Origin of the sequence: Escherichia sp. F1, from assembly GCF_046764225.1 — a bacterium.
In the GTDB taxonomy this organism is placed as follows: Bacteria; Pseudomonadota; Gammaproteobacteria; order Enterobacterales; family Enterobacteriaceae; genus Escherichia; species Escherichia coli.
In genome coordinates this window covers 4015653-4040577 of record NZ_CP177202.1, presented here as the reverse complement: position 1 = coordinate 4040577, position 24925 = coordinate 4015653, and the positions used below count along the sequence as shown (strand labels likewise).

The 24925-nt window shown below is 51.9% G+C and carries 23 protein-coding genes; 15 read left to right on the top strand and 8 right to left on the bottom strand.

Translation table 11 applies throughout. The features are described 5' to 3' along the window. The first annotated feature begins 9 nt into the window (after positions 1–9). From murC to mutT, 9 genes are all read left to right on the top strand, one after another. Positions 10–1485, top strand: coding sequence for a UDP-N-acetylmuramate--L-alanine ligase (gene murC, locus ACK8NJ_RS19395; RefSeq protein ID WP_001096048.1), 1476 nt, complete (start codon positions 10–12; stop codon positions 1483–1485). Beyond that, the gene (ddlB, locus tag ACK8NJ_RS19390) at positions 1478–2398 is read left to right on the top strand and encodes a D-alanine--D-alanine ligase (protein WP_073461993.1); all 921 of its coding nucleotides are present in this window, start codon (positions 1478–1480) and stop codon (positions 2396–2398) included. Before murC ends, ddlB begins: the two co-directional genes overlap by 8 nt. 1 nt (position 2399) lies before the next feature. After that, the gene (gene ftsQ / locus ACK8NJ_RS19385) at positions 2400–3230 is read left to right on the top strand and encodes a cell division protein FtsQ (protein WP_000075744.1); all 831 of its coding nucleotides are present in this window, start codon (positions 2400–2402) and stop codon (positions 3228–3230) included. After that, positions 3227–4489, top strand: a complete 1263-nt coding sequence (gene ftsA / locus ACK8NJ_RS19380) for a cell division protein FtsA (protein ID WP_000588474.1) — start codon at positions 3227–3229, stop codon at positions 4487–4489. Before ftsQ ends, ftsA begins: the two co-directional genes overlap by 4 nt. Positions 4490–4549: 60 nt before the next feature. Then, the gene (ftsZ, locus tag ACK8NJ_RS19375; protein ID WP_000462776.1) at positions 4550–5701 is read left to right on the top strand and encodes a cell division protein FtsZ; all 1152 of its coding nucleotides are present in this window, start codon (positions 4550–4552) and stop codon (positions 5699–5701) included. 100 nt (positions 5702–5801) lie between these two features. Next, positions 5802–6719, top strand: a complete 918-nt coding sequence (gene lpxC / locus ACK8NJ_RS19370; protein WP_000595482.1) for a UDP-3-O-acyl-N-acetylglucosamine deacetylase — start codon at positions 5802–5804, stop codon at positions 6717–6719. Positions 6720–6949: 230 nt separating this feature from the next. Then, positions 6950–7462, top strand: coding sequence for a secA translation cis-regulator SecM (gene secM, locus ACK8NJ_RS19365; protein ID WP_000014320.1), 513 nt, complete (start codon positions 6950–6952; stop codon positions 7460–7462). A 61-nt stretch (positions 7463–7523) separates the two neighbouring features. Further along, a complete protein-coding gene (secA, locus tag ACK8NJ_RS19360) occupies positions 7524–10229 on the top strand; it encodes a preprotein translocase subunit SecA (protein ID WP_000905789.1) in 2706 nt (901 codons plus the stop codon). A gap of 59 nt (positions 10230–10288) precedes the next feature. Further along, a complete protein-coding gene (gene mutT, locus ACK8NJ_RS19355; RefSeq protein ID WP_000736017.1) occupies positions 10289–10687 on the top strand; it encodes an 8-oxo-dGTP diphosphatase MutT in 399 nt (132 codons plus the stop codon). 201 nt (positions 10688–10888) lie between these two features. Here mutT and yacG read toward each other — a convergent pair whose 3' ends face one another. Genes yacG through coaE form a run of 3 tightly spaced genes read right to left on the bottom strand, consistent with a single transcriptional unit; the run spans position 10889 to position 12459 of the window. Continuing rightward, positions 10889–11086, bottom strand: coding sequence for a DNA gyrase inhibitor YacG (yacG, locus tag ACK8NJ_RS19350; protein WP_000005042.1), 198 nt, complete (start codon positions 11084–11086; stop codon positions 10889–10891). 9 nt (positions 11087–11095) lie between these two features. Beyond that, positions 11096–11839 carry a cell division protein ZapD gene (zapD, locus tag ACK8NJ_RS19345; protein WP_001194731.1) on the bottom strand — a complete coding sequence of 248 codons (744 nt, stop codon included), beginning with the start codon at positions 11837–11839 and terminating at the stop codon, positions 11096–11098. Next, entirely contained in the window at positions 11839–12459 is a 621-nt protein-coding gene (gene coaE / locus ACK8NJ_RS19340) for a dephospho-CoA kinase (RefSeq protein ID WP_001269517.1), read from the bottom strand. The genes zapD and coaE overlap by 1 nt, the downstream gene beginning before the upstream one ends. 24 nt (positions 12460–12483) lie before the next feature. On the opposite strand from coaE, the gene ACK8NJ_RS19335 reads away from it, so the two are divergent. Beyond that, the gene (locus ACK8NJ_RS19335; RefSeq protein ID WP_120795372.1) at positions 12484–12528 is read left to right on the top strand and encodes a protein YacM; all 45 of its coding nucleotides are present in this window, start codon (positions 12484–12486) and stop codon (positions 12526–12528) included. 155 nt (positions 12529–12683) lie between these two features. Next, entirely contained in the window at positions 12684–13727 is a 1044-nt protein-coding gene (guaC, locus tag ACK8NJ_RS19330; RefSeq protein WP_001217337.1) for a GMP reductase, read from the top strand. A gap of 34 nt (positions 13728–13761) precedes the next feature. Here guaC and hofC read toward each other — a convergent pair whose 3' ends face one another. The 4 genes from hofC to nadC form a co-directional block, all read right to left on the bottom strand. Next, entirely contained in the window at positions 13762–14964 is a 1203-nt protein-coding gene (gene hofC, locus ACK8NJ_RS19325) for a protein transport protein HofC (protein WP_411961884.1), read from the bottom strand. Beyond that, positions 14954–16339, bottom strand: a complete 1386-nt coding sequence (gspE, locus tag ACK8NJ_RS19320; protein ID WP_411961883.1) for a type II secretion system protein GspE — start codon at positions 16337–16339, stop codon at positions 14954–14956. Before gspE ends, hofC begins: the two co-directional genes overlap by 11 nt. Positions 16340–16348: 9 nt before the next feature. Further along, positions 16349–16789, bottom strand: a complete 441-nt coding sequence (ppdD, locus tag ACK8NJ_RS19315) for a prepilin peptidase-dependent pilin (protein WP_000360907.1) — start codon at positions 16787–16789, stop codon at positions 16349–16351. 202 nt (positions 16790–16991) lie between these two features. Continuing rightward, positions 16992–17885 carry a carboxylating nicotinate-nucleotide diphosphorylase gene (gene nadC / locus ACK8NJ_RS19310; protein ID WP_250780810.1) on the bottom strand — a complete coding sequence of 298 codons (894 nt, stop codon included), beginning with the start codon at positions 17883–17885 and terminating at the stop codon, positions 16992–16994. An 87-nt stretch (positions 17886–17972) separates the two neighbouring features. Between nadC and ampD the strand changes: the two genes are divergently transcribed. Together ampD and ampE are read left to right on the top strand one after the other, a co-directional pair. Then, complete coding sequence (gene ampD, locus ACK8NJ_RS19305) at positions 17973–18524, top strand: 1,6-anhydro-N-acetylmuramyl-L-alanine amidase AmpD (protein WP_000923726.1); 552 nt, start codon at positions 17973–17975, stop codon at positions 18522–18524. Then, positions 18521–19375, top strand: a complete 855-nt coding sequence (ampE, locus tag ACK8NJ_RS19300; protein WP_097438704.1) for a beta-lactamase regulator AmpE — start codon at positions 18521–18523, stop codon at positions 19373–19375. Before ampD ends, ampE begins: the two co-directional genes overlap by 4 nt. Before the next feature lie 42 nt (positions 19376–19417). On the opposite strand, the gene aroP is transcribed toward ampE, so the two are convergent. Continuing rightward, complete coding sequence (aroP, locus tag ACK8NJ_RS19295; protein WP_000969915.1) at positions 19418–20791, bottom strand: aromatic amino acid transporter AroP; 1374 nt, start codon at positions 20789–20791, stop codon at positions 19418–19420. Positions 20792–21331: 540 nt separating this feature from the next. On the opposite strand from aroP, the gene pdhR reads away from it, so the two are divergent. Both pdhR and aceE read left to right on the top strand, forming a co-directional pair. Beyond that, positions 21332–22096 carry a pyruvate dehydrogenase complex transcriptional repressor PdhR gene (gene pdhR, locus ACK8NJ_RS19290; RefSeq protein WP_000331776.1) on the top strand — a complete coding sequence of 255 codons (765 nt, stop codon included), beginning with the start codon at positions 21332–21334 and terminating at the stop codon, positions 22094–22096. Positions 22097–22256: 160 nt separating this feature from the next. After that, a complete protein-coding gene (aceE, locus tag ACK8NJ_RS19285; RefSeq protein WP_000003820.1) occupies positions 22257–24920 on the top strand; it encodes a pyruvate dehydrogenase (acetyl-transferring), homodimeric type in 2664 nt (887 codons plus the stop codon). Positions 24921–24925 lie beyond the last annotated feature (5 nt).

The following is a 24925-nucleotide window of genomic DNA, read 5'->3' as shown; positions in this document are numbered from 1 at the left end:
GCGTAAAGAATGAATACACAACAATTGGCAAAACTGCGTTCCATCGTGCCCGAAATGCGTCGCGTTCGGCACATACATTTTGTCGGCATCGGTGGTGCCGGTATGGGCGGTATTGCCGAAGTTCTGGCCAATGAAGGTTATCAGATCAGTGGTTCCGATTTAGCGCCAAATCCGGTCACGCAGCAGTTAATGAATCTTGGGGCGACGATTTATTTCAACCATCGCCCGGAAAACGTACGTGATGCCAGCGTGGTCGTTGTTTCCAGCGCGATTTCTGCCGATAACCCGGAAATTGTCGCAGCTCATGAAGCGCGTATTCCGGTGATCCGTCGTGCCGAAATGCTGGCTGAGTTAATGCGTTTTCGTCATGGCATCGCCATTGCCGGAACGCATGGCAAAACGACAACCACTGCGATGGTTTCCAGCATCTACGCAGAAGCGGGACTCGACCCAACCTTCGTTAACGGTGGGCTGGTAAAAGCGGCGGGCGTTCATGCGCGTTTGGGGCATGGGCGGTACCTGATTGCCGAAGCAGATGAGAGTGATGCATCGTTCCTGCATCTGCAACCGATGGTGGCGATTGTCACCAATATCGAAGCCGACCACATGGATACCTACCAGGGCGACTTTGAGAATTTAAAACAGACCTTTATTAATTTTCTGCACAACCTGCCGTTTTACGGTCGTGCGGTGATGTGTGTTGATGATCCGGTGATCCGCGAATTGTTACCGCGTGTGGGGCGTCAGACCACGACTTACGGCTTCAGCGAAGATGCCGACGTGCGTGTAGAAGATTATCAGCAGATTGGCCCGCAGGGGCACTTTACGCTGCTGCGCCAGGACAAAGAGCCGATGCGCGTCACCCTGAATGCGCCAGGCCGTCATAACGCGCTGAACGCCGCAGCTGCGGTTGCGGTTGCTACGGAAGAGGGAATTGACGACGAGGCTATTTTGCGTGCGCTGGAGAGCTTCCAGGGGACTGGTCGCCGTTTTGATTTCCTCGGTGAATTCCCGCTGGAGCCAGTGAATGGTAAAAGCGGTACGGCAATGCTGGTCGATGACTACGGCCACCACCCGACGGAAGTGGACGCCACCATTAAAGCGGCGCGTGCAGGCTGGCCGGATAAAAACCTGGTAATGCTGTTTCAGCCGCACCGTTTTACCCGTACGCGCGACCTGTATGATGATTTCGCCAATGTGCTGACGCAGGTTGATACCCTGTTGATGCTGGAAGTGTATCCGGCTGGCGAAGCGCCAATTCCGGGAGCGGACAGCCGTTCGCTGTGTCGCACAATTCGTGGACGTGGGAAAATTGATCCCATTCTGGTGCCGGACCCGGCGCAGGTAGCCGAGATGCTGGCACCGGTATTAACCGGTAACGACCTGATTCTCGTTCAGGGGGCTGGTAATATCGGAAAAATTGCCCGTTCTTTAGCTGAAATCAAACTGAAGCCGCAAACTCCGGAGGAAGAACAACATGACTGATAAAATCGCGGTCCTGTTGGGCGGGACCTCCGCTGAGCGGGAAGTTTCTCTGAATTCTGGTGCAGCGGTGTTAGCCGGGCTGCGTGAAGGCGGTATTGACGCGTATCCTGTCGACCCGAAAGAAGTCGACGTGACGCAACTGAAGTCGATGGGCTTTCAGAAAGTGTTTATCGCGCTACACGGTCGCGGCGGTGAAGATGGCACGCTGCAGGGCATGCTCGAGCTGATGGGCTTGCCTTATACCGGCAGCGGAGTGATGGCATCTGCGCTTTCAATGGATAAACTACGCAGCAAATTGCTTTGGCAGGGCGCCGGTTTACCGGTCGCTCCGTGGGTAGCGTTAACCCGCGCAGAGTTTGAAAAAGGCCTGAGTGATAAGCAGTTAGCAGAAATTTCTGCCTTAGGTTTGCCGGTTATCGTTAAGCCGAGCCGCGAAGGTTCCAGTGTGGGAATGTCAAAAGTAGTAGCAGAAAATGCTCTACAAGATGCATTAAGATTGGCATTTCAGCACGATGAAGAAGTATTGATTGAAAAATGGCTAAGTGGGCCGGAGTTCACGGTTGCGATACTCGGTGAAGAAATTTTACCGTCAATACGTATTCAACCGTCCGGAACCTTCTATGATTATGAGGCGAAGTATCTCTCTGATGAGACACAGTATTTCTGCCCCGCAGGTCTGGAAGCGTCACAAGAGGCCAATTTGCAGGCATTAGTGCTGAAAGCATGGGCGACGTTAGGTTGCAAAGGATGGGGACGTATTGACGTTATGCTGGACAGCGATGGACAGTTTTATCTGCTGGAAGCCAATACCTCACCGGGTATGACCAGCCACAGCCTGGTGCCGATGGCGGCACGTCAGGCAGGTATGAGCTTCTCGCAGTTGGTAGTACGAATTCTGGAACTGGCGGACTAATATGTCGCAGGCTGCTCTGAACACGCGAAACAGCGAAGAAGAGGTTTCTTCTCGCCGCAATAATGGAACGCGTCTGGCGGGGATCCTTTTCCTGCTGACCGTTTTAACGACAGTGTTGGTGAGCGGCTGGGTCGTGTTGGGCTGGATGGAAGATGCGCAACGCCTGCCGCTCTCAAAGCTGGTGTTGACCGGTGAACGCCATTACACACGTAATGACGATATCCGGCAGTCGATCCTGGCATTGGGTGAGCCGGGGACCTTTATGACCCAGGATGTCAACATCATCCAGACGCAAATAGAACAACGCCTGCCGTGGATTAAGCAGGTGAGCGTCAGAAAGCAGTGGCCTGATGAATTGAAGATTCATCTGGTTGAATATGTGCCGATTGCGCGGTGGAATGATCAACATATGGTAGACGCGGAAGGAAACACTTTCAGCGTGCCGCCAGATCGCACCAGCAAGCAGGTGCTTCCAATGCTGTATGGCCCGGAAGGCAGCGCCAATGAAGTGTTGCAGGGCTATCGCGAAATGGGGCAGATGCTGGCAAAGGACAGATTTACTCTGAAGGAAGCGGCGATGACCGCGCGGCGTTCCTGGCAGTTGACGCTGAATAACGATATTAAGCTCAATCTTGGCCGGGGCGATACGATGAAACGTTTGGCTCGCTTTGTAGAACTTTATCCGGTTTTACAGCAGCAGGCGCAAACCGATGGCAAACGGATTAGCTACGTTGATTTGCGTTATGACTCTGGAGCGGCAGTAGGCTGGGCGCCCTTGCCGCCAGAGGAATCTACTCAGCAACAAAATCAGGCACAGGCAGAACAACAATGATCAAGGCGACGGACAGAAAACTGGTAGTAGGACTGGAGATTGGTACCGCGAAGGTTGCCGCTTTAGTAGGGGAAGTTCTGCCCGACGGTATGGTCAATATCATTGGCGTGGGCAGCTGCCCGTCGCGTGGTATGGATAAAGGCGGGGTGAACGACCTCGAATCCGTGGTCAAGTGCGTACAACGCGCTATTGACCAGGCAGAATTGATGGCAGATTGTCAGATCTCTTCGGTATATCTGGCGCTTTCTGGTAAGCACATCAGCTGCCAGAATGAAATTGGTATGGTGCCTATTTCTGAAGAAGAAGTGACGCAAGAAGATGTGGAAAATGTCGTCCATACCGCGAAATCGGTGCGTGTGCGCGATGAACACCGTGTGCTGCATGTGATCCCGCAAGAGTATGCGATTGACTATCAGGAAGGGATCAAGAATCCGGTAGGACTTTCGGGCGTGCGGATGCAGGCAAAAGTGCACCTGATCACATGTCACAACGATATGGCGAAAAACATCGTCAAAGCGGTTGAACGTTGTGGGCTGAAAGTTGACCAACTGATATTTGCCGGACTGGCATCAAGTTATTCGGTATTGACGGAAGATGAACGTGAACTGGGTGTCTGCGTCGTCGATATCGGTGGTGGTACAATGGATATCGCCGTTTATACCGGTGGGGCATTGCGCCACACTAAGGTAATTCCTTATGCTGGCAATGTCGTGACCAGTGATATCGCTTACGCCTTTGGCACGCCGCCAAGCGACGCCGAAGCGATTAAAGTTCGCCACGGTTGTGCGCTGGGTTCCATCGTTGGAAAAGATGAGAGCGTGGAAGTGCCGAGCGTAGGTGGTCGTCCGCCGCGGAGTCTGCAACGTCAGACCCTGGCAGAGGTGATCGAGCCGCGCTATACCGAGCTGCTCAACCTGGTCAACGAAGAGATATTGCAGTTGCAGGAAAAGCTTCGCCAACAAGGGGTTAAACATCACCTGGCGGCAGGCATTGTTTTAACTGGTGGCGCAGCGCAGATCGAAGGTCTTGCAGCCTGTGCTCAGCGCGTGTTTCATACGCAAGTGCGTATCGGCGCGCCGCTGAACATTACCGGTTTAACGGATTATGCTCAGGAGCCGTATTATTCGACGGCGGTGGGATTGCTTCACTATGGGAAAGAGTCACATCTTAACGGTGAAGCTGAAGTAGAAAAACGTGTTACAGCATCAGTTGGCTCGTGGATCAAGCGACTCAATAGTTGGCTGCGAAAAGAGTTTTAATTTTTATGAGGCCGACGATGATTACGGCCTCAGGCGACAGGCACAAATCGGAGAGAAACTATGTTTGAACCAATGGAACTTACCAATGACGCGGTGATTAAAGTCATCGGCGTCGGCGGCGGCGGCGGTAATGCTGTTGAACACATGGTGCGCGAGCGCATTGAAGGTGTTGAATTCTTCGCGGTAAATACCGATGCACAAGCGCTGCGTAAAACAGCGGTTGGACAGACGATTCAAATCGGTAGCGGTATCACCAAAGGACTGGGCGCTGGCGCTAATCCAGAAGTTGGCCGCAATGCGGCTGATGAGGATCGCGATGCATTGCGTGCGGCGCTGGAAGGTGCAGACATGGTCTTTATTGCTGCGGGTATGGGTGGTGGTACCGGTACAGGCGCAGCTCCAGTCGTCGCTGAAGTGGCAAAAGATTTGGGTATCCTGACCGTTGCTGTCGTCACTAAGCCTTTCAACTTTGAAGGCAAGAAGCGTATGGCATTCGCCGAGCAGGGGATCACTGAACTGTCCAAGCATGTGGACTCTCTGATCACTATCCCGAACGACAAACTGCTGAAAGTTCTGGGCCGCGGTATCTCCCTGCTGGATGCGTTTGGCGCAGCGAACGATGTACTGAAAGGCGCAGTGCAAGGTATCGCCGAACTGATTACTCGTCCGGGTTTGATGAACGTGGACTTTGCAGACGTACGCACCGTAATGTCTGAAATGGGCTACGCAATGATGGGTTCTGGCGTGGCGAGCGGTGAAGACCGTGCGGAAGAAGCTGCTGAAATGGCTATCTCTTCTCCGCTGCTGGAAGATATCGACCTGTCTGGCGCACGCGGCGTGCTGGTTAACATCACGGCGGGCTTCGACCTGCGTCTGGATGAGTTCGAAACGGTAGGTAACACCATCCGTGCATTTGCTTCCGACAACGCGACTGTGGTTATCGGTACTTCTCTTGACCCGGATATGAATGACGAGCTGCGCGTAACTGTTGTTGCGACAGGTATCGGCATGGACAAACGTCCTGAAATCACTCTGGTGACCAATAAGCAGGTTCAGCAGCCAGTGATGGATCGCTACCAGCAGCACGGGATGGCTCCGCTGACCCAGGAGCAGAAGCCGGTTGCTAAAGTCGTGAATGACAATGCACCGCAAACTGCGAAAGAGCCGGATTATCTGGATATCCCAGCATTCCTGCGTAAGCAAGCTGATTAAGAATTGACTGGAATTTGGGTTTCGAGGCTCTTTGTGCTAAACTGGCCCGCCGAATGTATAGTACACTTCGGTTGGATAGGTAATTTGGCGAGATAATACGATGATCAAACAAAGGACACTTAAACGTATCGTTCAGGCGACGGGTGTCGGTTTACATACCGGCAAGAAAGTCACCCTGACGTTACGCCCTGCGCCGGCCAACACCGGGGTCATCTATCGTCGCACCGACTTGAATCCACCGGTAGATTTCCCGGCCGATGCCAAATCTGTGCGTGATACCATGCTCTGTACGTGTCTGGTCAACGAGCATGATGTACGGATTTCAACCGTAGAGCACCTCAATGCTGCTCTCGCGGGCCTGGGCATCGATAACATTGTTATCGAAGTTAACGCGCCGGAAATCCCGATCATGGACGGCAGCGCCGCTCCGTTTGTATACCTGCTGCTTGACGCCGGTATCGACGAGTTGAACTGCGCCAAGAAATTTGTTCGCATCAAAGAGACTGTTCGTGTCGAAGATGGCGATAAGTGGGCTGAATTTAAGCCGTACAATGGTTTTTCGCTGGATTTCACCATCGATTTTAACCATCCGGCTATTGATTCCAGCAACCAGCGCTATGCGATGAACTTCTCCGCTGATGCGTTTATGCGCCAGATCAGCCGTGCGCGTACGTTCGGTTTCATGCGTGATATCGAATATCTGCAGTCCCGTGGTTTGTGCCTGGGCGGCAGCTTCGATTGTGCCATCGTTGTTGACGATTATCGCGTACTGAACGAAGACGGCCTGCGTTTTGAAGACGAATTTGTGCGTCACAAAATGCTCGATGCGATCGGTGACTTGTTCATGTGTGGTCACAATATTATTGGTGCATTTACCGCTTATAAATCCGGTCATGCACTGAATAACAAACTGCTGCAGGCTGTCCTGGCGAAACAGGAAGCCTGGGAATATGTGACCTTCCAGGACGACGCAGAACTGCCGTTGGCCTTCAAAGCGCCTTCAGCTGTACTGGCATAACGACATTTATACTGTCGTATAAAATTCGACTGGCAAATCTGGCACTCTCTCCGGCCAGGTGAACCAGTCGTTTTTTTTTGAATTTTATAAGAGCTATAAAAAACGGTGCGAACGCTGTTTTCTTAAGCACTTTTACGGACAACTTATCTTCATTCGTGCTGTCGACTTCAGGCTTTAATGATAAGATTTGTGCGCTAAATACGTTTGAATACGATCGGGATGGCAATAACGTGAGTGGAATACTGACGCGCTGGCGACAGTTTGGTAAACGCTACTTCTGGCCGCATCTCTTATTAGGGATGGTCGCGGCGAGTTTAGGTTTGCCTGCGCTCAGCAACGCCGCCGAACCAAACGCGCCCGCAAAAGCGACAACCCGCAACCACGAGCCTTCTGCCAAAGTTAACTTTGGTCAATTGGCCTTGCTGGAAGCGAACACGCGCCGCCCGAATTCGAACTATTCCGTTGATTACTGGCATCAACATGCCATTCGCACGGTAATCCGTCATCTTTCCTTCGCAATGGCACCGCAAACGCTGCCCGTTGCTGAAGAATCTTTGCCTCTTCAGGCGCAACATCTTGCATTACTGGATACGCTCAGCGCGCTGTTGACCCAGGAAGGCACGCCGTCTGAAAAGGGTTATCGCATTGATTATGCGCATTTTACCCCGCAAGCAAAATTCAGCACGCCCGTCTGGATAAGCCAGGCGCAAGGCATCCGTGCTGGCCCTCAACGCCTCAGCTAACAACAATAAACCTTTACTTCATTTTATTGACTCCGCAACGCGGGGCGTTTGAGATTTTATTATGCTAATCAAATTATTAACTAAAGTTTTCGGTAGTCGTAACGATCGCACCCTGCGCCGGATGCGCAAAGTGGTCAACATCATCAATGCCATGGAACCGGAGATGGAAAAACTCTCCGACGAAGAACTGAAAGGGAAAACCGCAGAGTTTCGTGCACGTCTGGAAAAAGGCGAAGTGCTGGAAAATCTGATCCCAGAAGCTTTCGCCGTGGTGCGTGAGGCAAGTAAGCGCGTCTTTGGTATGCGTCACTTCGACGTTCAGTTACTCGGCGGTATGGTTCTTAACGAACGCTGCATCGCCGAAATGCGTACCGGTGAAGGTAAAACCCTGACCGCAACGTTGCCTGCTTACCTGAACGCACTAACCGGTAAGGGCGTACACGTTGTTACCGTCAACGACTACCTGGCGCAACGTGACGCCGAAAACAACCGTCCGCTGTTTGAATTCCTTGGCCTGACTGTCGGTATCAACCTGCCGGGCATGCCAGCACCGGCGAAGCGTGAAGCTTACGCAGCTGACATCACTTACGGTACGAACAACGAATACGGCTTTGACTACCTGCGCGATAACATGGCGTTCAGCCCTGAAGAACGTGTACAGCGTAAACTGCACTATGCGCTGGTGGACGAAGTGGACTCCATCCTGATCGATGAAGCTCGTACACCGCTGATCATTTCCGGCCCGGCAGAAGACAGCTCGGAAATGTATAAACGCGTGAATAAAATTATTCCGCACCTGATCCGTCAGGAAAAAGAAGACTCCGAAACCTTCCAGGGCGAAGGCCACTTCTCGGTGGACGAAAAATCTCGCCAGGTGAACCTGACCGAACGTGGTCTGGTGCTGATTGAAGAACTGCTGGTGAAAGAAGGCATCATGGATGAAGGGGAGTCTCTGTACTCTCCGGCCAACATCATGCTGATGCACCACGTAACGGCGGCGCTGCGCGCTCATGCGCTGTTTACCCGAGACGTCGACTACATCGTTAAAGATGGTGAAGTTATCATCGTTGACGAACACACCGGTCGTACCATGCAGGGACGTCGTTGGTCCGATGGCCTGCATCAGGCAGTGGAAGCGAAAGAAGGCGTACAGATCCAGAACGAAAACCAGACGCTGGCGTCGATCACCTTCCAGAACTACTTCCGTCTGTATGAAAAACTGGCGGGGATGACCGGTACTGCTGATACCGAAGCTTTCGAATTTAGCTCCATCTACAAGCTGGATACCGTCGTTGTTCCGACCAACCGTCCAATGATTCGTAAAGATCTGCCGGACCTGGTCTACATGACTGAAGCGGAAAAAATTCAGGCGATCATTGAAGATATCAAAGAACGTACAGCGAAAGGCCAGCCGGTGCTGGTGGGTACTATCTCCATCGAAAAATCGGAGCTGGTGTCAAACGAACTGACCAAAGCCGGTATTAAGCACAATGTCCTGAACGCCAAATTCCACGCCAACGAAGCGGCGATTGTTGCTCAGGCAGGTTATCCGGCTGCGGTGACTATCGCGACCAACATGGCGGGTCGTGGTACAGATATTGTGCTCGGTGGTAGCTGGCAGGCAGAAGTTGCCGCGCTGGAAAATCCGACCGCAGAGCAAATTGAAAAAATTAAAGCCGACTGGCAGGTACGTCACGATGCGGTACTGGAAGCAGGTGGCCTGCATATCATCGGTACTGAACGTCACGAATCCCGTCGTATCGATAACCAGTTGCGCGGTCGTTCTGGTCGTCAGGGGGATGCTGGTTCTTCCCGTTTCTACCTGTCGATGGAAGATGCGCTGATGCGTATTTTTGCTTCCGACCGAGTATCCGGCATGATGCGTAAACTGGGTATGAAGCCAGGCGAAGCCATTGAACACCCGTGGGTGACCAAAGCGATTGCCAACGCCCAGCGTAAAGTTGAAAGCCGTAACTTCGACATTCGTAAGCAACTGCTGGAATATGATGATGTGGCTAACGATCAGCGTCGCGCCATTTACTCCCAGCGTAACGAACTGCTGGATGTCAGCGATGTGAGTGAAACCATCAACAGCATTCGTGAAGATGTGTTCAAAGCCACCATTGATGCCTACATTCCGCCACAGTCGCTGGAAGAAATGTGGGATATTCCGGGGCTGCAGGAACGTCTGAAGAACGATTTCGACCTCGATTTACCAATTGCTGAGTGGCTGGATAAAGAACCAGAACTGCATGAAGAGACGCTGCGTGAGCGCATTCTGGCGCAGTCCATCGAAGTGTATCAGCGTAAAGAAGAAGTGGTTGGTGCTGAGATGATGCGTCACTTCGAAAAAGGCGTCATGCTGCAAACTCTCGACTCTCTGTGGAAAGAGCACCTGGCAGCGATGGACTATCTGCGTCAGGGTATCCACCTGCGTGGCTATGCACAGAAAGATCCGAAGCAGGAATACAAACGTGAATCGTTCTCCATGTTTGCAGCGATGCTGGAGTCGTTGAAATATGAAGTTATTAGCACGCTGAGCAAAGTTCAGGTACGTATGCCTGAAGAGGTTGAGGAGCTGGAACAACAGCGTCGTATGGAAGCCGAGCGTTTAGCGCAAATGCAGCAGCTTAGCCATCAGGATGACGACTCTGCAGCCGCAGCTGCACTGGCGGCGCAAACCGGTGAGCGCAAAGTAGGACGTAACGATCCTTGCCCGTGCGGTTCTGGTAAAAAATACAAGCAGTGCCATGGTCGCCTGCAATAAAAGCTAACAGTTGAAGTAAAAGGCGCAGGATTCTGCGCCTTTTTTATAGGTTTAAGACAATGAAAAAGCTGCAAATTGCGGTAGGTATTATTCGCAACGAGAACAATGAAATCTTTATAACGCGTCGCGCAGCAGATGCGCACATGGCGAATAAACTGGAGTTTCCCGGCGGTAAAATTGAAATGGGCGAAACGCCGGAACAGGCGGTGGTGCGTGAACTTCAGGAAGAGGTCGGGATTACCCCACAACATTTTTCGCTATTTGAAAAACTGGAATATGAATTCCCGGACAGGCATATAACACTGTGGTTTTGGCTGGTCGAAAGCTGGGAAGGGGAGCCGTGGGGTAAAGAAGGGCAACCCGGTGAGTGGATGTCGCTGGTCGGTCTGAATGCCGATGATTTTCCGCCAGCCAATGAACCGGTACTTGCGAAGCTTAAGCGTGTGTATGTCGGATAGGTGTTTATGCCGCATCCAACATTTGCACAAGATGCCCGATGCGACGCTGGCGCGTCTTATCAGCATCTACAATTTTAACACGTTGATATATAAGGTCTTGTAGGTCGGATAAGGCGTTCACACCGCATCCGACATTTGCACACGATGCCTGATGTGACGCTGCCCGCGTCTTATCAGGCCAGCGTCGCATCAGAAAAAATGTCACTGCTTTGGCTCTTCGCTCCAGTCATCGCTTTCGGAAAGATCGCCACTGCTGGGGATTCGTTTTTCTTCAGCAGCCCATTCTCCGAGGTCGATCAGCTGACAACGTTTGGAGCAAAATGGCCGAAACGGGCTGATTTCACCCCACACCACCGTTTTCCCGCAGGTTGGGCAATTCACCGTAATAGTTTCTGACATTTTTACTCCTTAGCAACAGGCCAGTTCGAAATCCAGACGTTCCGGTACCTGTCCGTTTTCACTGTCCAGCGGCATAAAACGAATGGCAAAACGGCTCTTATGACCGGAAATTTGCGGATAAAGCTGTGAATCGAGCGACAGATTCAGACGCAGCAAGTCGGCATCGCCACCGTTATCCTGATAAAAACCATTCAGGCTGGTTTGTTTACGGAAGGGGGCCGACTGGCGAATTAAATCCAGCACCATGGTAAGTGCCTGGGTGAGCGGGTTCAGGCTGGCAATCCAGGTTTCTACCTGGCTGTCGCGCTGCGCCTGGGGTAGATGCAGCCAAATGTGCAATGTAGGTAAATCAAAGCTACAACAGCCGCCTGGGATGCTCAGTCGCTGACGCACCAGAGCAATCAAACGATCTTCACGCAGAAATTGCCCGATACGCGGCGCGGAAATTAATACGCTCCCCGCCGCTTTTAACTGCTGAATTAATGCTTCAATACGGCTCTGGTCCACGCCAGGCACGCCAATCCAGGTCTGGAGTTTACGTTGCTGCCGGTCAAGTTCTTTCAACAGCTCAGTGCGGACTTCGCCACGCTCGAAAACATCCAGTAATTCACTGACATTACGGAAGAAATGCAGCGCGCCAGCGTGGTCAACGATGGGTAAATTAACGGTAAGTTGCTGAATCAAAAACTCAATGCGCAGCCATGTACGCATTTTTTCATTTAGTGGATGTTCAAAAAGGACCTGGGTCTGCATTACGGTTTTTCCTGTGAGACAAACTGCGACGCAAGCTGCAAATAGTGTGCGTGCAGGCGGGCAACATCCGATGCGATAGCATCCGGTGCGCCGTTATTATCAATGACGTCATCTGCCACGGCAAGGCGAGCTTCGCGCGGTGCCTGAGCAGCAAGGATTTGTTCGACATGCTCGCGAGTTACATCATCGCGCTGCATGGTGCGCTTAAGTTGCGTTTCTGGGCTGACATCCACCACCAGCACTCGATTCGCTTTTTTATACAGTGAGTTTTCTACCAGCAATGGCACAACCCACAGTACATAGGGGGAAGTTGCTTGCTGGATCTGGTGTTGCGTCTCTTGCTGAATCAGCGGATGCAGCAGGGCGTTAAGCCAGTTTTTCTCTTCCGGGTTGGCGAAGATCCGCTCGCGCAAGGCCCGGCGCTGCAATGTTCCATCAGCAGCAATCATGTTAGCGCCAAAGTGATCAGCAATGGCATGTAGCGCAGGTGCACCTGGTTCAACCACCTGACGCGCAATAATATCGGCATCAATGACGTTAATTCCGAGATCAGCAAACGCATTGGCAACGGTACTCTTGCCACTGCCAATGCCTCCCGTTAAGGCAACTATATACCTCATAATTTATATTCCCGGGAATTCATCATGATTATCAAAACGTTAAAAATGAGCGCACGAAAGCGAAATTGATGAAACGTTCGCTCACTATTTACCAGGTAAATTTATGGGATTGTAGCGTAAAAAAAGACAATTTCGCAGTCTTGCGCCGCATTGATTAGTGCGTATGATAGCGTCACTGGAGTTGCGCTCTTACCCTTATAGCCATTAACCCCAGGAATCCGCACATGCGTATTGAAGAAGATCTGAAGTTAGGTTTTAAAGACGTTCTCATCCGCCCTAAACGCTCCACTCTTAAAAGCCGTTCCGATGTTGAACTGGAACGTCAATTCACCTTCAAACATTCAGGTCAGAGCTGGTCCGGCGTGCCGATTATCGCCGCAAATATGGACACCGTAGGCACATTTTCTATGGCCTCTGCGCTGGCTTCTTTTGATATTTTGACTGCTGTGCATAAACACTATTCTGTCGAAGAGTGGCAAGCGTTTATCAACAATTCTTCCGCTGATGTGCTGAAACATGTGATGGTTTCTACCGGTACATCAGATGCGGATTTCGAAAAAACTAAACAGATTCTCGACCTGAACCCGGCATTAAATTTCGTTTGTATTGACGTGGCGAATGGTTATTCCGAACACTTCGTGCAGTTCGTTGCGAAAGCGCGTGAAGCGTGGCCGACCAAAACCATTTGTGCTGGCAACGTAGTGACTGGTGAAATGTGTGAGGAGCTTATCCTCTCCGGTGCTGATATCGTTAAAGTTGGCATTGGCCCAGGTTCTGTTTGTACAACTCGCGTCAAAACAGGCGTCGGTTATCCGCAACTTTCTGCGGTAATCGAATGTGCCGATGCTGCGCACGGTCTGGGCGGAATGATCGTCAGCGACGGTGGCTGCACCACGCCGGGCGATGTCGCGAAAGCCTTTGGCGGCGGTGCCGATTTCGTCATGCTTGGCGGTATGCTGGCGGGCCACGAAGAGAGCGGCGGTCGCATCGTTGAGGAGAACGGCGAGAAATTTATGCTGTTCTACGGCATGAGCTCCGAGTCTGCGATGAAACGTCACGTTGGCGGCGTTGCGGAATATCGCGCAGCAGAAGGTAAAACCGTTAAGCTGCCGCTGCGAGGCCCGGTTGAAAATACCGCGCGTGATATTTTGGGCGGCCTGCGTTCAGCTTGTACATACGTTGGGGCTTCACGCCTGAAAGAGCTGACCAAGCGCACCACGTTTATTCGTGTGCTGGAACAAGAAAACCGCATCTTCAACAACCTGTAATCTCCCAATGCTGGCGTGGAGCAACACGCCAGCGTTATCCCATTCCACTCATCGCATCGCCTAAATGGAAAATTGGCAGATACATTGCCACCACCAGCGTACCGATAATTCCTCCCGTTATGATCAGCAACGCCGGTTCCAGTAAGGCTGCGAGGTTATCCGCCAGCGCCAGTGTGTTATCCCGATGATGATGGGCGAGGTTGTCTAACATGAGATCCAGCGAGCCGGATGCCTCTCCTGTTCTCACTAATTGCAAACAGAGTGGGCTAAACTCACCGGCATTTTTTAGCGCCAGCCAGATGGGTTGACCGTTACTGATATCGTGCTGGATTTGTGTCAGAAGTTGCACCCAGTACGGGCAGCGCATTGTTGCTCTGACGCTCTCTACGCCCTGTAAAAAAGTAATGCCTGCACTTTGAGTCAGCGCCAGAATCGTAAAGATCTGCGTGAGTTTTTGTCCCCGCATCAGTGAATCCATAATCGGGATGCGTAACAGCAATTTCTGCCGCGCGATAAGCCAGGTCGGGCGGCGCATCAGCAACTTATTGGCTATCGCCAGCAGAAAGCCGAACAACACCAGCAGCCAGCCCCATTCGCCACTAAAGTCTGCCAGCGTCATGATCCCCTGCGTTAGTACCGGTAGTGGGGTGTTGAAGGTCTTATAAATAGCAGCAAACTCCGGCAGCACAAAATGCAGCATTGCCACAACCACCATGATTGCCATCGCTAAAATGATGATGGGATAACGCAACGCTGATTTCACTTTATCGGCTAACTGACGCTGGGCTTTTTGCTGTCGAGCAAGTTCAAAGCAGCATTCATCTAACTTACCAGTCAATTCCCCCGTGCGGATCATTGCCTGATAGAGCGGCGGAAATACCTCTGACCAGGGTAATAAGGCATTGGAAAAAGCAATGCCCTGTTCGAGATCGTGCGCCAGCGATTGCAGCAACGCTTGCCATTGCTTACTGGGATGCTGTTCCGCCAGCAGTGCCAGCCCTTCAGAAAGCGTTAACCCGGCTTTGAGTAGCGTCGCCAGTTGATGAATGACTTCCGCGCTTTTATCTCCTCGCCACTGCGCAGAATTGATGGCGATTCGCTTCAGGCTAAGTGGGGTAACCATCTGTTGCTGTAGTGCTATGAGCAGCAAAGCACGGCTCTCAGCCCATAGCATCCCATCTTGCGCATTGCCGTCGCCGGTTATGCCATGCCAGCGCCAGAGTTGCTTACTCGCCATGCGGCATCCCCAATACGCGGATTAACTCTTCAAAGGTGGTTAAGCCTTGCTCCACGGCCAGGCAGCCGTTTTCAAAAAGCGTACGCATACCCGCCTGTCGGGCGTGCGTTTCCAGCGATTCAACGTCGGTATTAGCGGAAATAAGCTGACGTATGACCGGTGTTATGGGCAGAACTTCAAATAAGGCCGTGCGACCATAAAAACCGTGGTAGCAATGTACACAACCGGGTGCCTGCCAGTGGGGCAGCGGCGACGGCCATACATTGTCTGGAATATGGATGGGCTCCCCTTGCTGTCGGCGACAATGTGGGCAAAGTTTACGTACCAGACGCTGGGCTATTACCAGTGTAAGCGCCGATGAGAGCATCCAGCGGGCGACCCCCATTTGCTGTAAACGTACCAGCGTTTCGCAGGTGGAATTAGTGTGTAGGGTAGACAACACCAGGTGACCGGTTTGCGCGGCTTTTATGGCAATTTCTGCCGTTTCGCCATCGCGGATCTCTCCGATCATGATGACGTCAGGATCCTGGCGCAATAACGCACGCAAAACGCCCTGAAAGGTGAGTCCGGCACGCGAATGGATTTGCGTCTGGTTTAGTCCGGCTATGGGGATCTCAACCGGATCTTCGACGCTACAAATATTAATGTCAGCGGTATTCAGCGTTTGCAGGGCACTATAAAGCGTGACCGTTTTGCCGCTGCCTGTAGGGCCTGTTACCAGCACCAGTCCCTGTGGTTGTTGCAAGGCATGAGCAAAGTCCGCCAGTTGTAACGGCTGCATTCCAAGCGTGTTGACATCCAGTGCCTGACTCACCTGCTGTAACAACCTTAATACCACCTTTTCACCACCCCGACATGGTAAGGTCGCAATACGAAATGAGACGGCGTTTCCTGCCAGTTCGACAGTGAATTGCCCGTCCTGCGGCAGGCGATGTTCCGCAATATCCAGGTTCCCCAGCACTTTTAATCTGGCGGTTAATGCGACTCCGGCATCCGGTGAAACATCCGGTAAAGGATGCAATACGCCGTCGATACGCAAGCGTATGCGGTAGGCATTGTCCGCTGGTTCGATATGAATATCAGACGCGCGTTGTTCCAGCGCAGATTGTAACGTTCGAGTCAGCAACTCTGCTTTGGGCTGATGCTTCTCATGAATAGCTACGGGCAATGTCTGTTGTGTGCGACTGGCGTGACCTTCCATTTGTTGGCGCGTCCAGCAGGTGATCTCAATACGTTTGGTGGTAGCGAAATGCAATGCGTCCAGTAGCTCATGCGAAGGGGCATCGACCACCGCAACATGAACCACCTCTTCGCTGGCATCCAGCAAGACTCCCTGATAACGCAGACACAGGGCGGTGAGCTGTGGAATATTCATTGCCGCTCCTTAGTTGGCGTCATCAAAGCGGAAGACATCTTCGCAGGCTTGCTGCAATGCGCTGTCACTTTGAATATTGCAGTTGCGCGTCCAACCGGTGACGCCGTTTGCGTTATCCCAACCCGGCGTCATGACGACGCTTAGCCCATTGAGACTTTCTTGCCCGGTCAGCGACACCACGCCCTTTGCCACACTCATGGTTGAAACATAGCGGGTAGTGGTAGGCGAGGGGATGCCATTACTGCCACCGTCGCAGGTATCTAATCCACCATGTTCCAACGCGCACAACTCTACGGCGGTACGGTAAGGCACAAAGGTTTGTAGCATGTCGGTGAGTGCGGCTTTGCGCAGGTAGTTTTGATAAGCGGGAATACCAATGGCGCTTAAAATGGCAATGATGCCAATAACCACCATCAGTTCGATAAGTGTAAAACCGCGTTGCTTGTCCATTTGTTTCGCTCCTTGATTTGGTTGGCGCTACTTTGGCAAACGCCATCAGCACAAGCGAGGGGCAAAAAACGAAACGGGAAAGCAGCTTCCGGAGTTTTTTATTACGTTGCAGTGAAAGACAAGAAATTTGCGAGGCGTTACGAAGAAAATTGGGAAAGGGGAGATTATCCGCCCGCGATGGAGCGGATAAATCTGTCAGCAACTAGCGAAAACGCATTGAAAGGTCGAGTGCCTGTACGTGCTTAGTTAGCGCACCGACGGAGATAAAGTCCACGCCCGTTTCGGCAAATTCGCGCAGTGTTTTGTCAGTGACGTTGCCAGACACTTCCAGTAGCGCCTTGCCGTTGGTGCGTTTGACGGCTTCGCGCATCTGTTCTGTTTCGAAGTTATCCAGCATGATGATATCGGCACCTGCTTTCAGGGCTTCATCAAGTTCTTCCAGATTCTCTACTTCGACTTCTACTGGCGCATCCGGGTGCAGCCAGGACGCTTTTTCGACCGCCTGGCGCACTGAGCCGGAGGCAATAATATGGTTTTCTTTGATCAGGAAGGCATCAGAAAGCCCCAGACGGTGATTCGCTCCGCCGCCGCAAAGTACCGCGTATTTCAGAGCTGAACGCAGGCCGGGTAAGGTTTTGCGCGTATCCAACAACTGCGTGTTGGTGCCCTCCAGTAATTCGACATAGTGGCGTACCTTACTGGCAACCCCTGAAAGGGTTTGCACAAAATTAAGTGCAGTGCGTTCGCCCGTTAACAGCACGCGGGATGGGCCTTCAAGTTCGAACAAGGGTTGATTGGCGTTGATGACATCGCCGTCATCCACATGCCAGATTATGGTGACATCGTCGCCTGCCAGTTGAATAAACACCTCTTCAACCCAGCGTTTGCCGCAAAATACGCCATTCTCGCGGGTGATCACCGTGGCATGAGAGCGAGAATTTTCCGGTAAAAGTTTTGCCGTAATGTCATTGTTGGCATCGACTGTTCCGCCTAAATCTTCCCGCAGCGCCTGGGCCACCGCGCCGGGGATATCGAGATTAATGCGTTCCAGCAGCTCGTCACGTCGGGTGTCAGGGGTGTAGCGGCGAGGCGGCATGTTAAAACTCCAGATAGCTAACGAATCATAAGGTAGAAACATGCTACTCTGAACCGGGTATTAGCACCACATATAAGGAGATCCTGCATGTTGTTAGAACAGGGGTGGCTGGTTGGCGCGCGCCGCGTTCCCTCACCACATTACGATTGCCGCCCGGATGACGAAACACCCACCCTGCTGGTGGTGCACAATATTAGCCTGCCGCCAGGCGAGTTTGGCGGTCCGTGGATCGACGCATTATTCACTGGAACTATTGATCCGCAGGCACATCCTTTCTTTGCTGAGATCGCCCATTTGCGCGTCTCCGCTCACTGTTTGATTCGCCGCGATGGTGAAATAGTCCAGTATGTTCCTTTCGATAAACGTGCCTGGCATGCCGGAGTCTCTCAGTATCAGGGGCGTGAACGCTGCAATGATTTTTCTATTGGGATTGAGCTTGAAGGCACCGATACGCTGGCGTATACCGATGCGCAGTATCAACAGCTTGCGGCGGTTACGCGGGCACTGATTGATCGCTATCCAGATATCGCTAATAACATGACGGGCCATTGTGATATTGCGCCGGATCGGAAAACCGATCCCGGTCCTGCATTTGATTGGGCACGGTTTCGTGCACTGGTCAGCAAGGAGACAACATGACGCTATTTACAACCTTACTGGTGTTAATTTTCGAGCGCCTGTTTAAGTTGGGCGAGCACTGGCAGCTTGATCATCGTCTTGAAGCGTTCTTTTGGCGGGTGAAACATTTTTCTCTCGGGCGCACATTAGGCATGACCATTATTGCGATGGGCGTGATTTTTTTACTGTTACGCGCATTGCAGGGAGTATTGTTCAACGTTCCCACGCTGCTGGTGTGGCTGCTGATTGGTTTGCTGTGTATTGGCGCAGGTAAAGTTCGTCTTCATTATCATGCTTATCTGACAGCTGCTTCACGTAATGATAGCCATGCCCGTGCCACGATGGCTGGCGAACTCACCATGATTCACGGCGTCCCGGCAGGCTGCGATGAACGTGAATATTTGCGTGAGCTGCAAAATGCATTGCTGTGGATTAACTTTCGTTTTTATCTTGCACCGCTGTTCTGGCTGATTGTGGGGGGAACCTGGGGACCCGTTACGCTGATGGGGTATGCGTTTTTGCGTGCATGGCAATACTGGCTGGCGCGTTACCAGACGCCGCATCATCGTTTACAGTCCGGCATTGATGCCGTGCTTCATGTACTGGATTGGGTGCCGGTTCGTCTTGCGGGTGTGGTATATGCCTTGATCGGTCATGGTGAGAAAGCGTTACCGGCCTGGTTTGCTTCGCTGGGTGATTTCCATACTTCGCAATATCAGGTATTAACGCGTCTGGCACAATTCTCTCTGGCGCGTGAACCGCATGTCGATAAGGTGGAGACGCCGAAGGCAGCGGTTTCCATGGCGAAGAAAACCTCGTTCGTGGTCGTGGTGGTAATTGCGCTACTGACGATTTACGGGGCGTTGGTGTAAAGATTATTGCCCTCACCCTGCACGGGTGAGGGCGTAGAGAGATTAATGCGCTTTTACGGCTTTGGCGGTTTTCTCTTTAAACAGATAGCCGATACCTAACACGATCAGCCATACCGGGATCAGGTATACCGAAATCGCCATTCCTGGGGTCATCAGCATAATCACCAGTACCGCCGCCATAAACAGCAGGCAGATCCAGTTACCCAGCGGATAAAGCAGAGCAGGGAAGCGAGTTACCACGCCTTGTTCCTGCTTGGCGCGACGGAATTTCATATGCGCCAGGCTAATCATCGCCCAGTTGATTACCAGTGCAGATACCACCAGCGCCATTAACAGTCCGAATGCGGATTCCGGTGCAAGGTAGTTAATCAGCACGCACAATGCCGTAACCAGCGCAGACACCAGAATAGTGTTAACCGGTACACCGCGTTTGTCGACAGACGCCAGCGCTTTTGGCGCGTTGCCCTGCTGTGCCAGACCAAACAGCATACGGCTGTTGCAATATACGCAGCTGTTGTATACGGAGAGCGCAGCAGTCAGTACCACGATGTTCAGCGCATTCGCCACAAAGGTATCGCCCAATTCGTGGAAGATCAGTACAAACGGGCTGGTATCAGCAGTAACGCGGGTCCACGGCATCAGCGAGAGCAGAACGGCTAACGAACCAATATAGAAAATCAGGATGCGGTAGATAACCTGGTTAGTTGCTTTCGGGATACTTTGCTCCGGGTTATCAGCTTCTGCTGCGGTGATCCCCACCAGTTCCAGACCACCGAACGAGAACATGATAATCGCCATCATCATCACCAGCCCGGTAAAGCCGTGCGGCAGGAAACCACCCTGATCCCACAGGTTGCTAACGGTCGCCTGCGGGCCGCCGTTGCCACTGAATAGCAGCCAGCCGCCGAAGATGATCATCGCTACCACCGCGATAACTTTGATAATGGCAAACCAGAACTCCATCTCGCCAAACACTTTAACGTTTGTCAGGTTGATGGCGTTAATCACCACAAAGAATACGGCGGCAGAAACCCAGGTCGGGATTTCCGGATACCAGAATTGAATGTATTTACCTACGGCAGTCAGCTCTGCCATGGCAACTAAAACGTACAGTACCCAGTAGTTCCAGCCAGAGGCGAAACCGGCAAAACTGCCCCAGTATTTATAAGCAAAGTGGCTAAAGGAGCCTGCGACAGGTTCTTCGACCACCATTTCACCTAGCTGACGCATGATCAGGAAGGCGATAAAACCAGCAATGGCGTAACCCAGGATAATCCCTGGCCCTGCGGACTGTATTACGGAGGCGCTACCCAGGAATAGCCCTGTCCCTATCGCGCCTCCCAGCGCGATAAGCTGTATGTGGCGGTTTTTAAGGCCGCGCTTTAGCTGCTCGCCGTGCTGTTGACCTTCCATCATGAAACCTCGTGCGGTGATTGTTTTTTTGATCTACGCAGTGATGCGTGTGTAAGTTTGCAATTCCGTTTTTTGTATTAATTTGTTTACATCAAAGACGTTTGAATTGTTACAAAAGGACTTCCGTCAGATCAAGAATAATGGTATGCGGCAGCGAATGCACCCGCTTTATGCATGGTTGAAGATGAGTTGCTTAAAAAGGAACCGTTTGTAAAGATCAGCCTCAAATCCCCTCAATATACAAAATGAATATAAATTCATTATTTTTGAATTAAAAATCGATAAATTGGTAAGTGAATCGGTTCAATTCGGATTTTTATAGTTTAATAATCGTTAAAAAATCCCTTTCCTACGTAAAGTCTACATTTGTGCATAGTTACAACTTTGAAACGTTATATATGTCAAGTTGTTAAAATGTGCACAGTTTCATGATTTCAATCAAAACCTGTATGGACATAAGGTGAATACTTTGTTACTTTAGCGTCACAGACATGAAATTGGTAAGACCAATTGACTTCGGCAAGTGGCTTAAGACAGGAACTCATGGCCTACAGCAAAATCCGCCAACCAAAACTCTCCGATGTGATTGAGCAGCAACTGGAGTTTTTGATCCTCGAAGGCACACTCCGCCCGGGCGAAAAACTCCCACCGGAACGCGAACTGGCAAAACAGTTTGACGTCTCCCGTCCCTCCTTGCGTGAGGCGATTCAACGTCTCGAAGCGAAGGGCTTGTTGCTTCGTCGCCAGGGTGGCGGCACTTTTGTCCAGAGCAGCCTATGGCAAAGCTTCAGCGATCCGCTGGTGGAGCTGCTCTCCGACCATCCTGAATCACAGTATGACTTGCTCGAAACACGACACGCCCTGGAAGGTATCGCCGCTTATTACGCCGCGCTGCGTAGTACCGATGAAGACAAGGAACGCATCCGTGAACTCCACCACGCCATAGAGCTGGCGCAGCAGTCTGGCGATCTGGACGCGGAATCAAACGCCGTACTCCAGTATCAGATTGCCGTCACCGAAGCGGCCCACAATGTGGTTCTGCTTCATCTGCTAAGGTGTATGGAGCCGATGTTGGCCCAGAATGTCCGTCAGAACTTCGAATTGCTCTATTCGCGTCGCGAGATGCTGCCGCTGGTGAGTAGTCACCGCACCCGCATATTTGAAGCGATTATGGCCGGTAAGCCGGAAGAAGCGCGCGAAGCATCGCATCGCCATCTGGCCTTTATCGAAGAAATTTTGCTCGACAGAAGCCGTGAAGAAAGCCGCCGTGAGCGTTCTCTGCGTCGTCTGGAGCAACGAAAGAATTAGTGATTTTTCTGGTAAAAATTATCCAGAAGATGTTGTAAATCAAGCGCATATAAAAGCGCGGCAACTAAACGTAGAACCTGTCTTATTGAGCTTTCCGGCGAGAGTTCAATGGGACAGGTTCCAGAAAACTCAACGTTATTAGATAGATAAGGAATAACCCATGTCAGAACGTTTCCCAAATGACGTGGATCCGATCGAAACTCGCGACTGGCTCCAGGCGATCGAATCGGTCATCCGTGAAGAAGGTGTTGAGCGTGCTCAGTATCTGATCGACCAACTGCTTGCTGAAGCCCGCAAAGGCGGTGTCAACGTAGCCGCAGGCACCGGTATCAGCAACTACATCAACACCATCCCCGTTGAAGAACAACCGGAGTATCCGGGTAATCTGGAACTGGAACGCCGTATTCGTTCAGCTATCCGCTGGAACGCCATCATGACGGTTCTGCGTGCGTCGAAAAAAGACCTCGAACTGGGCGGCCACATGGCGTCCTTCCAGTCTTCCGCAACCATTTATGATGTGTGCTTTAACCACTTCTTCCGTGCACGCAACGAGCAGGATGGCGGCGACCTGGTTTACTTCCAGGGCCACATCTCCCCGGGCGTTTACGCTCGTGCTTTCCTGGAAGGTCGTCTGACTCAGGAGCAGCTGGATAACTTCCGTCAGGAAGTTCACGGCAATGGCCTCTCTTCCTATCCGCACCCGAAACTGATGCCGGAATTCTGGCAGTTCCCGACCGTATCTATGGGTCTGGGTCCGATTGGTGCTATTTACCAGGCTAAATTCCTGAAATATCTGGAACACCGTGGCCTGAAAGATACCTCTAAACAGACCGTTTACGCGTTCCTCGGCGACGGTGAAATGGACGAACCGGAATCCAAAGGTGCGATCACCATCGCTACCCGTGAAAAACTGGATAACCTGGTCTTCGTTATCAACTGTAACCTGCAGCGTCTTGACGGCCCGGTCACCGGTAACGGCAAGATCATCAACGAACTGGAAGGCATCTTCGAAGGTGCTGGCTGGAACGTGATTAAAGTGATGTGGGGTAGCCGTTGGGATGAACTGCTGCGTAAAGATACCAGCGGTAAACTGATCCAGCTGATGAACGAAACCGTTGACGGCGACTACCAGACCTTCAAATCGAAAGATGGTGCGTACGTTCGTGAACACTTCTTCGGTAAATATCCTGAAACCGCAGCACTGGTTGCAGACTGGACTGACGAGCAGATCTGGGCACTGAACCGTGGCGGTCACGATCCGAAGAAAATCTACGCTGCATTCAAGAAAGCGCAGGAAACCAAAGGCAAAGCGACGGTGATCCTTGCTCATACCATTAAAGGTTACGGCATGGGCGACGCGGCTGAAGGTAAAAACATCGCGCACCAGGTTAAGAAAATGAACATGGACGGCGTGCGTCATATCCGCGACCGTTTCAATGTGCCGGTATCTGATGCCGATATCGAAAAACTGCCGTACATCACCTTCCCGGAAGGTTCTGAAGAGCATACCTATCTGCACGCTCAGCGTCAGAAACTGCACGGTTATCTGCCAAGCCGTCAGCCGAACTTCACCGAGAAGCTTGAGCTGCCGAGCCTGCAAGACTTCGGCGCGCTGCTGGAAGAGCAGAGCAAAGAGATCTCTACCACTATCGCTTTCGTTCGTGCCCTGAACGTGATGCTGAAGAACAAGTCGATCAAAGATCGTCTGGTACCGATCATCGCCGACGAAGCGCGTACTTTCGGTATGGAAGGTCTGTTCCGTCAGATTGGTATTTACAGTCCGAACGGTCAGCAGTACACCCCGCAGGACCGCGAGCAGGTTGCTTACTATAAAGAAGACGAGAAAGGTCAGATTCTGCAGGAAGGGATCAACGAGCTGGGCGCAGGTTGTTCCTGGCTGGCAGCGGCGACCTCTTACAGCACCAACAATCTGCCGATGATTCCGTTCTACATCTATTACTCGATGTTCGGCTTCCAGCGTATCGGCGATCTGTGCTGGGCGGCTGGTGACCAGCAAGCGCGTGGCTTCCTGATCGGCGGTACTTCCGGTCGTACCACCCTGAACGGTGAAGGTCTGCAGCACGAAGATGGTCACAGCCACATTCAGTCGCTGACTATCCCGAACTGTATCTCTTACGACCCGGCTTACGCTTACGAAGTTGCTGTCATCATGCATGACGGGCTGGAGCGTATGTACGGTGAAAAACAAGAGAACGTTTACTACTACATCACTACGCTGAACGAAAACTACCACATGCCGGCAATGCCGGAAGGTGCTGAGGAAGGTATCCGTAAAGGTATCTACAAACTCGAAACCATTGAAGGTAGCAAAGGTAAAGTTCAGCTGCTGGGCTCCGGTTCTATCCTGCGTCACGTCCGTGAAGCGGCAGAGATCCTGGCGAAAGATTACGGCGTAGGTTCTGACGTTTATAGCGTGACCTCCTTCACCGAGCTGGCGCGTGATGGTCAGGATTGTGAACGCTGGAACATGCTGCACCCGCTGGAAACACCTCGCGTTCCGTATATCGCTCAGGTGATGAACGACGCTCCGGCAGTGGCATCTACCGACTATATGAAACTGTTCGCTGAGCAGGTCCGTACTTACGTACCGGCTGACGACTATCGCGTACTGGGTACTGATGGCTTCGGTCGTTCCGACAGCCGTGAGAACCTGCGTCACCACTTCGAAGTTGATGCTTCTTATGTCGTGGTTGCGGCGCTGGGCGAACTGGCTAAACGTGGCGAAATCGATAAGAAAGTGGTTGCTGACGCAATCGCCAAATTCAACATCGATGCAGATAAAGTTAACCCGCGTCTGGCGTAAGAGGT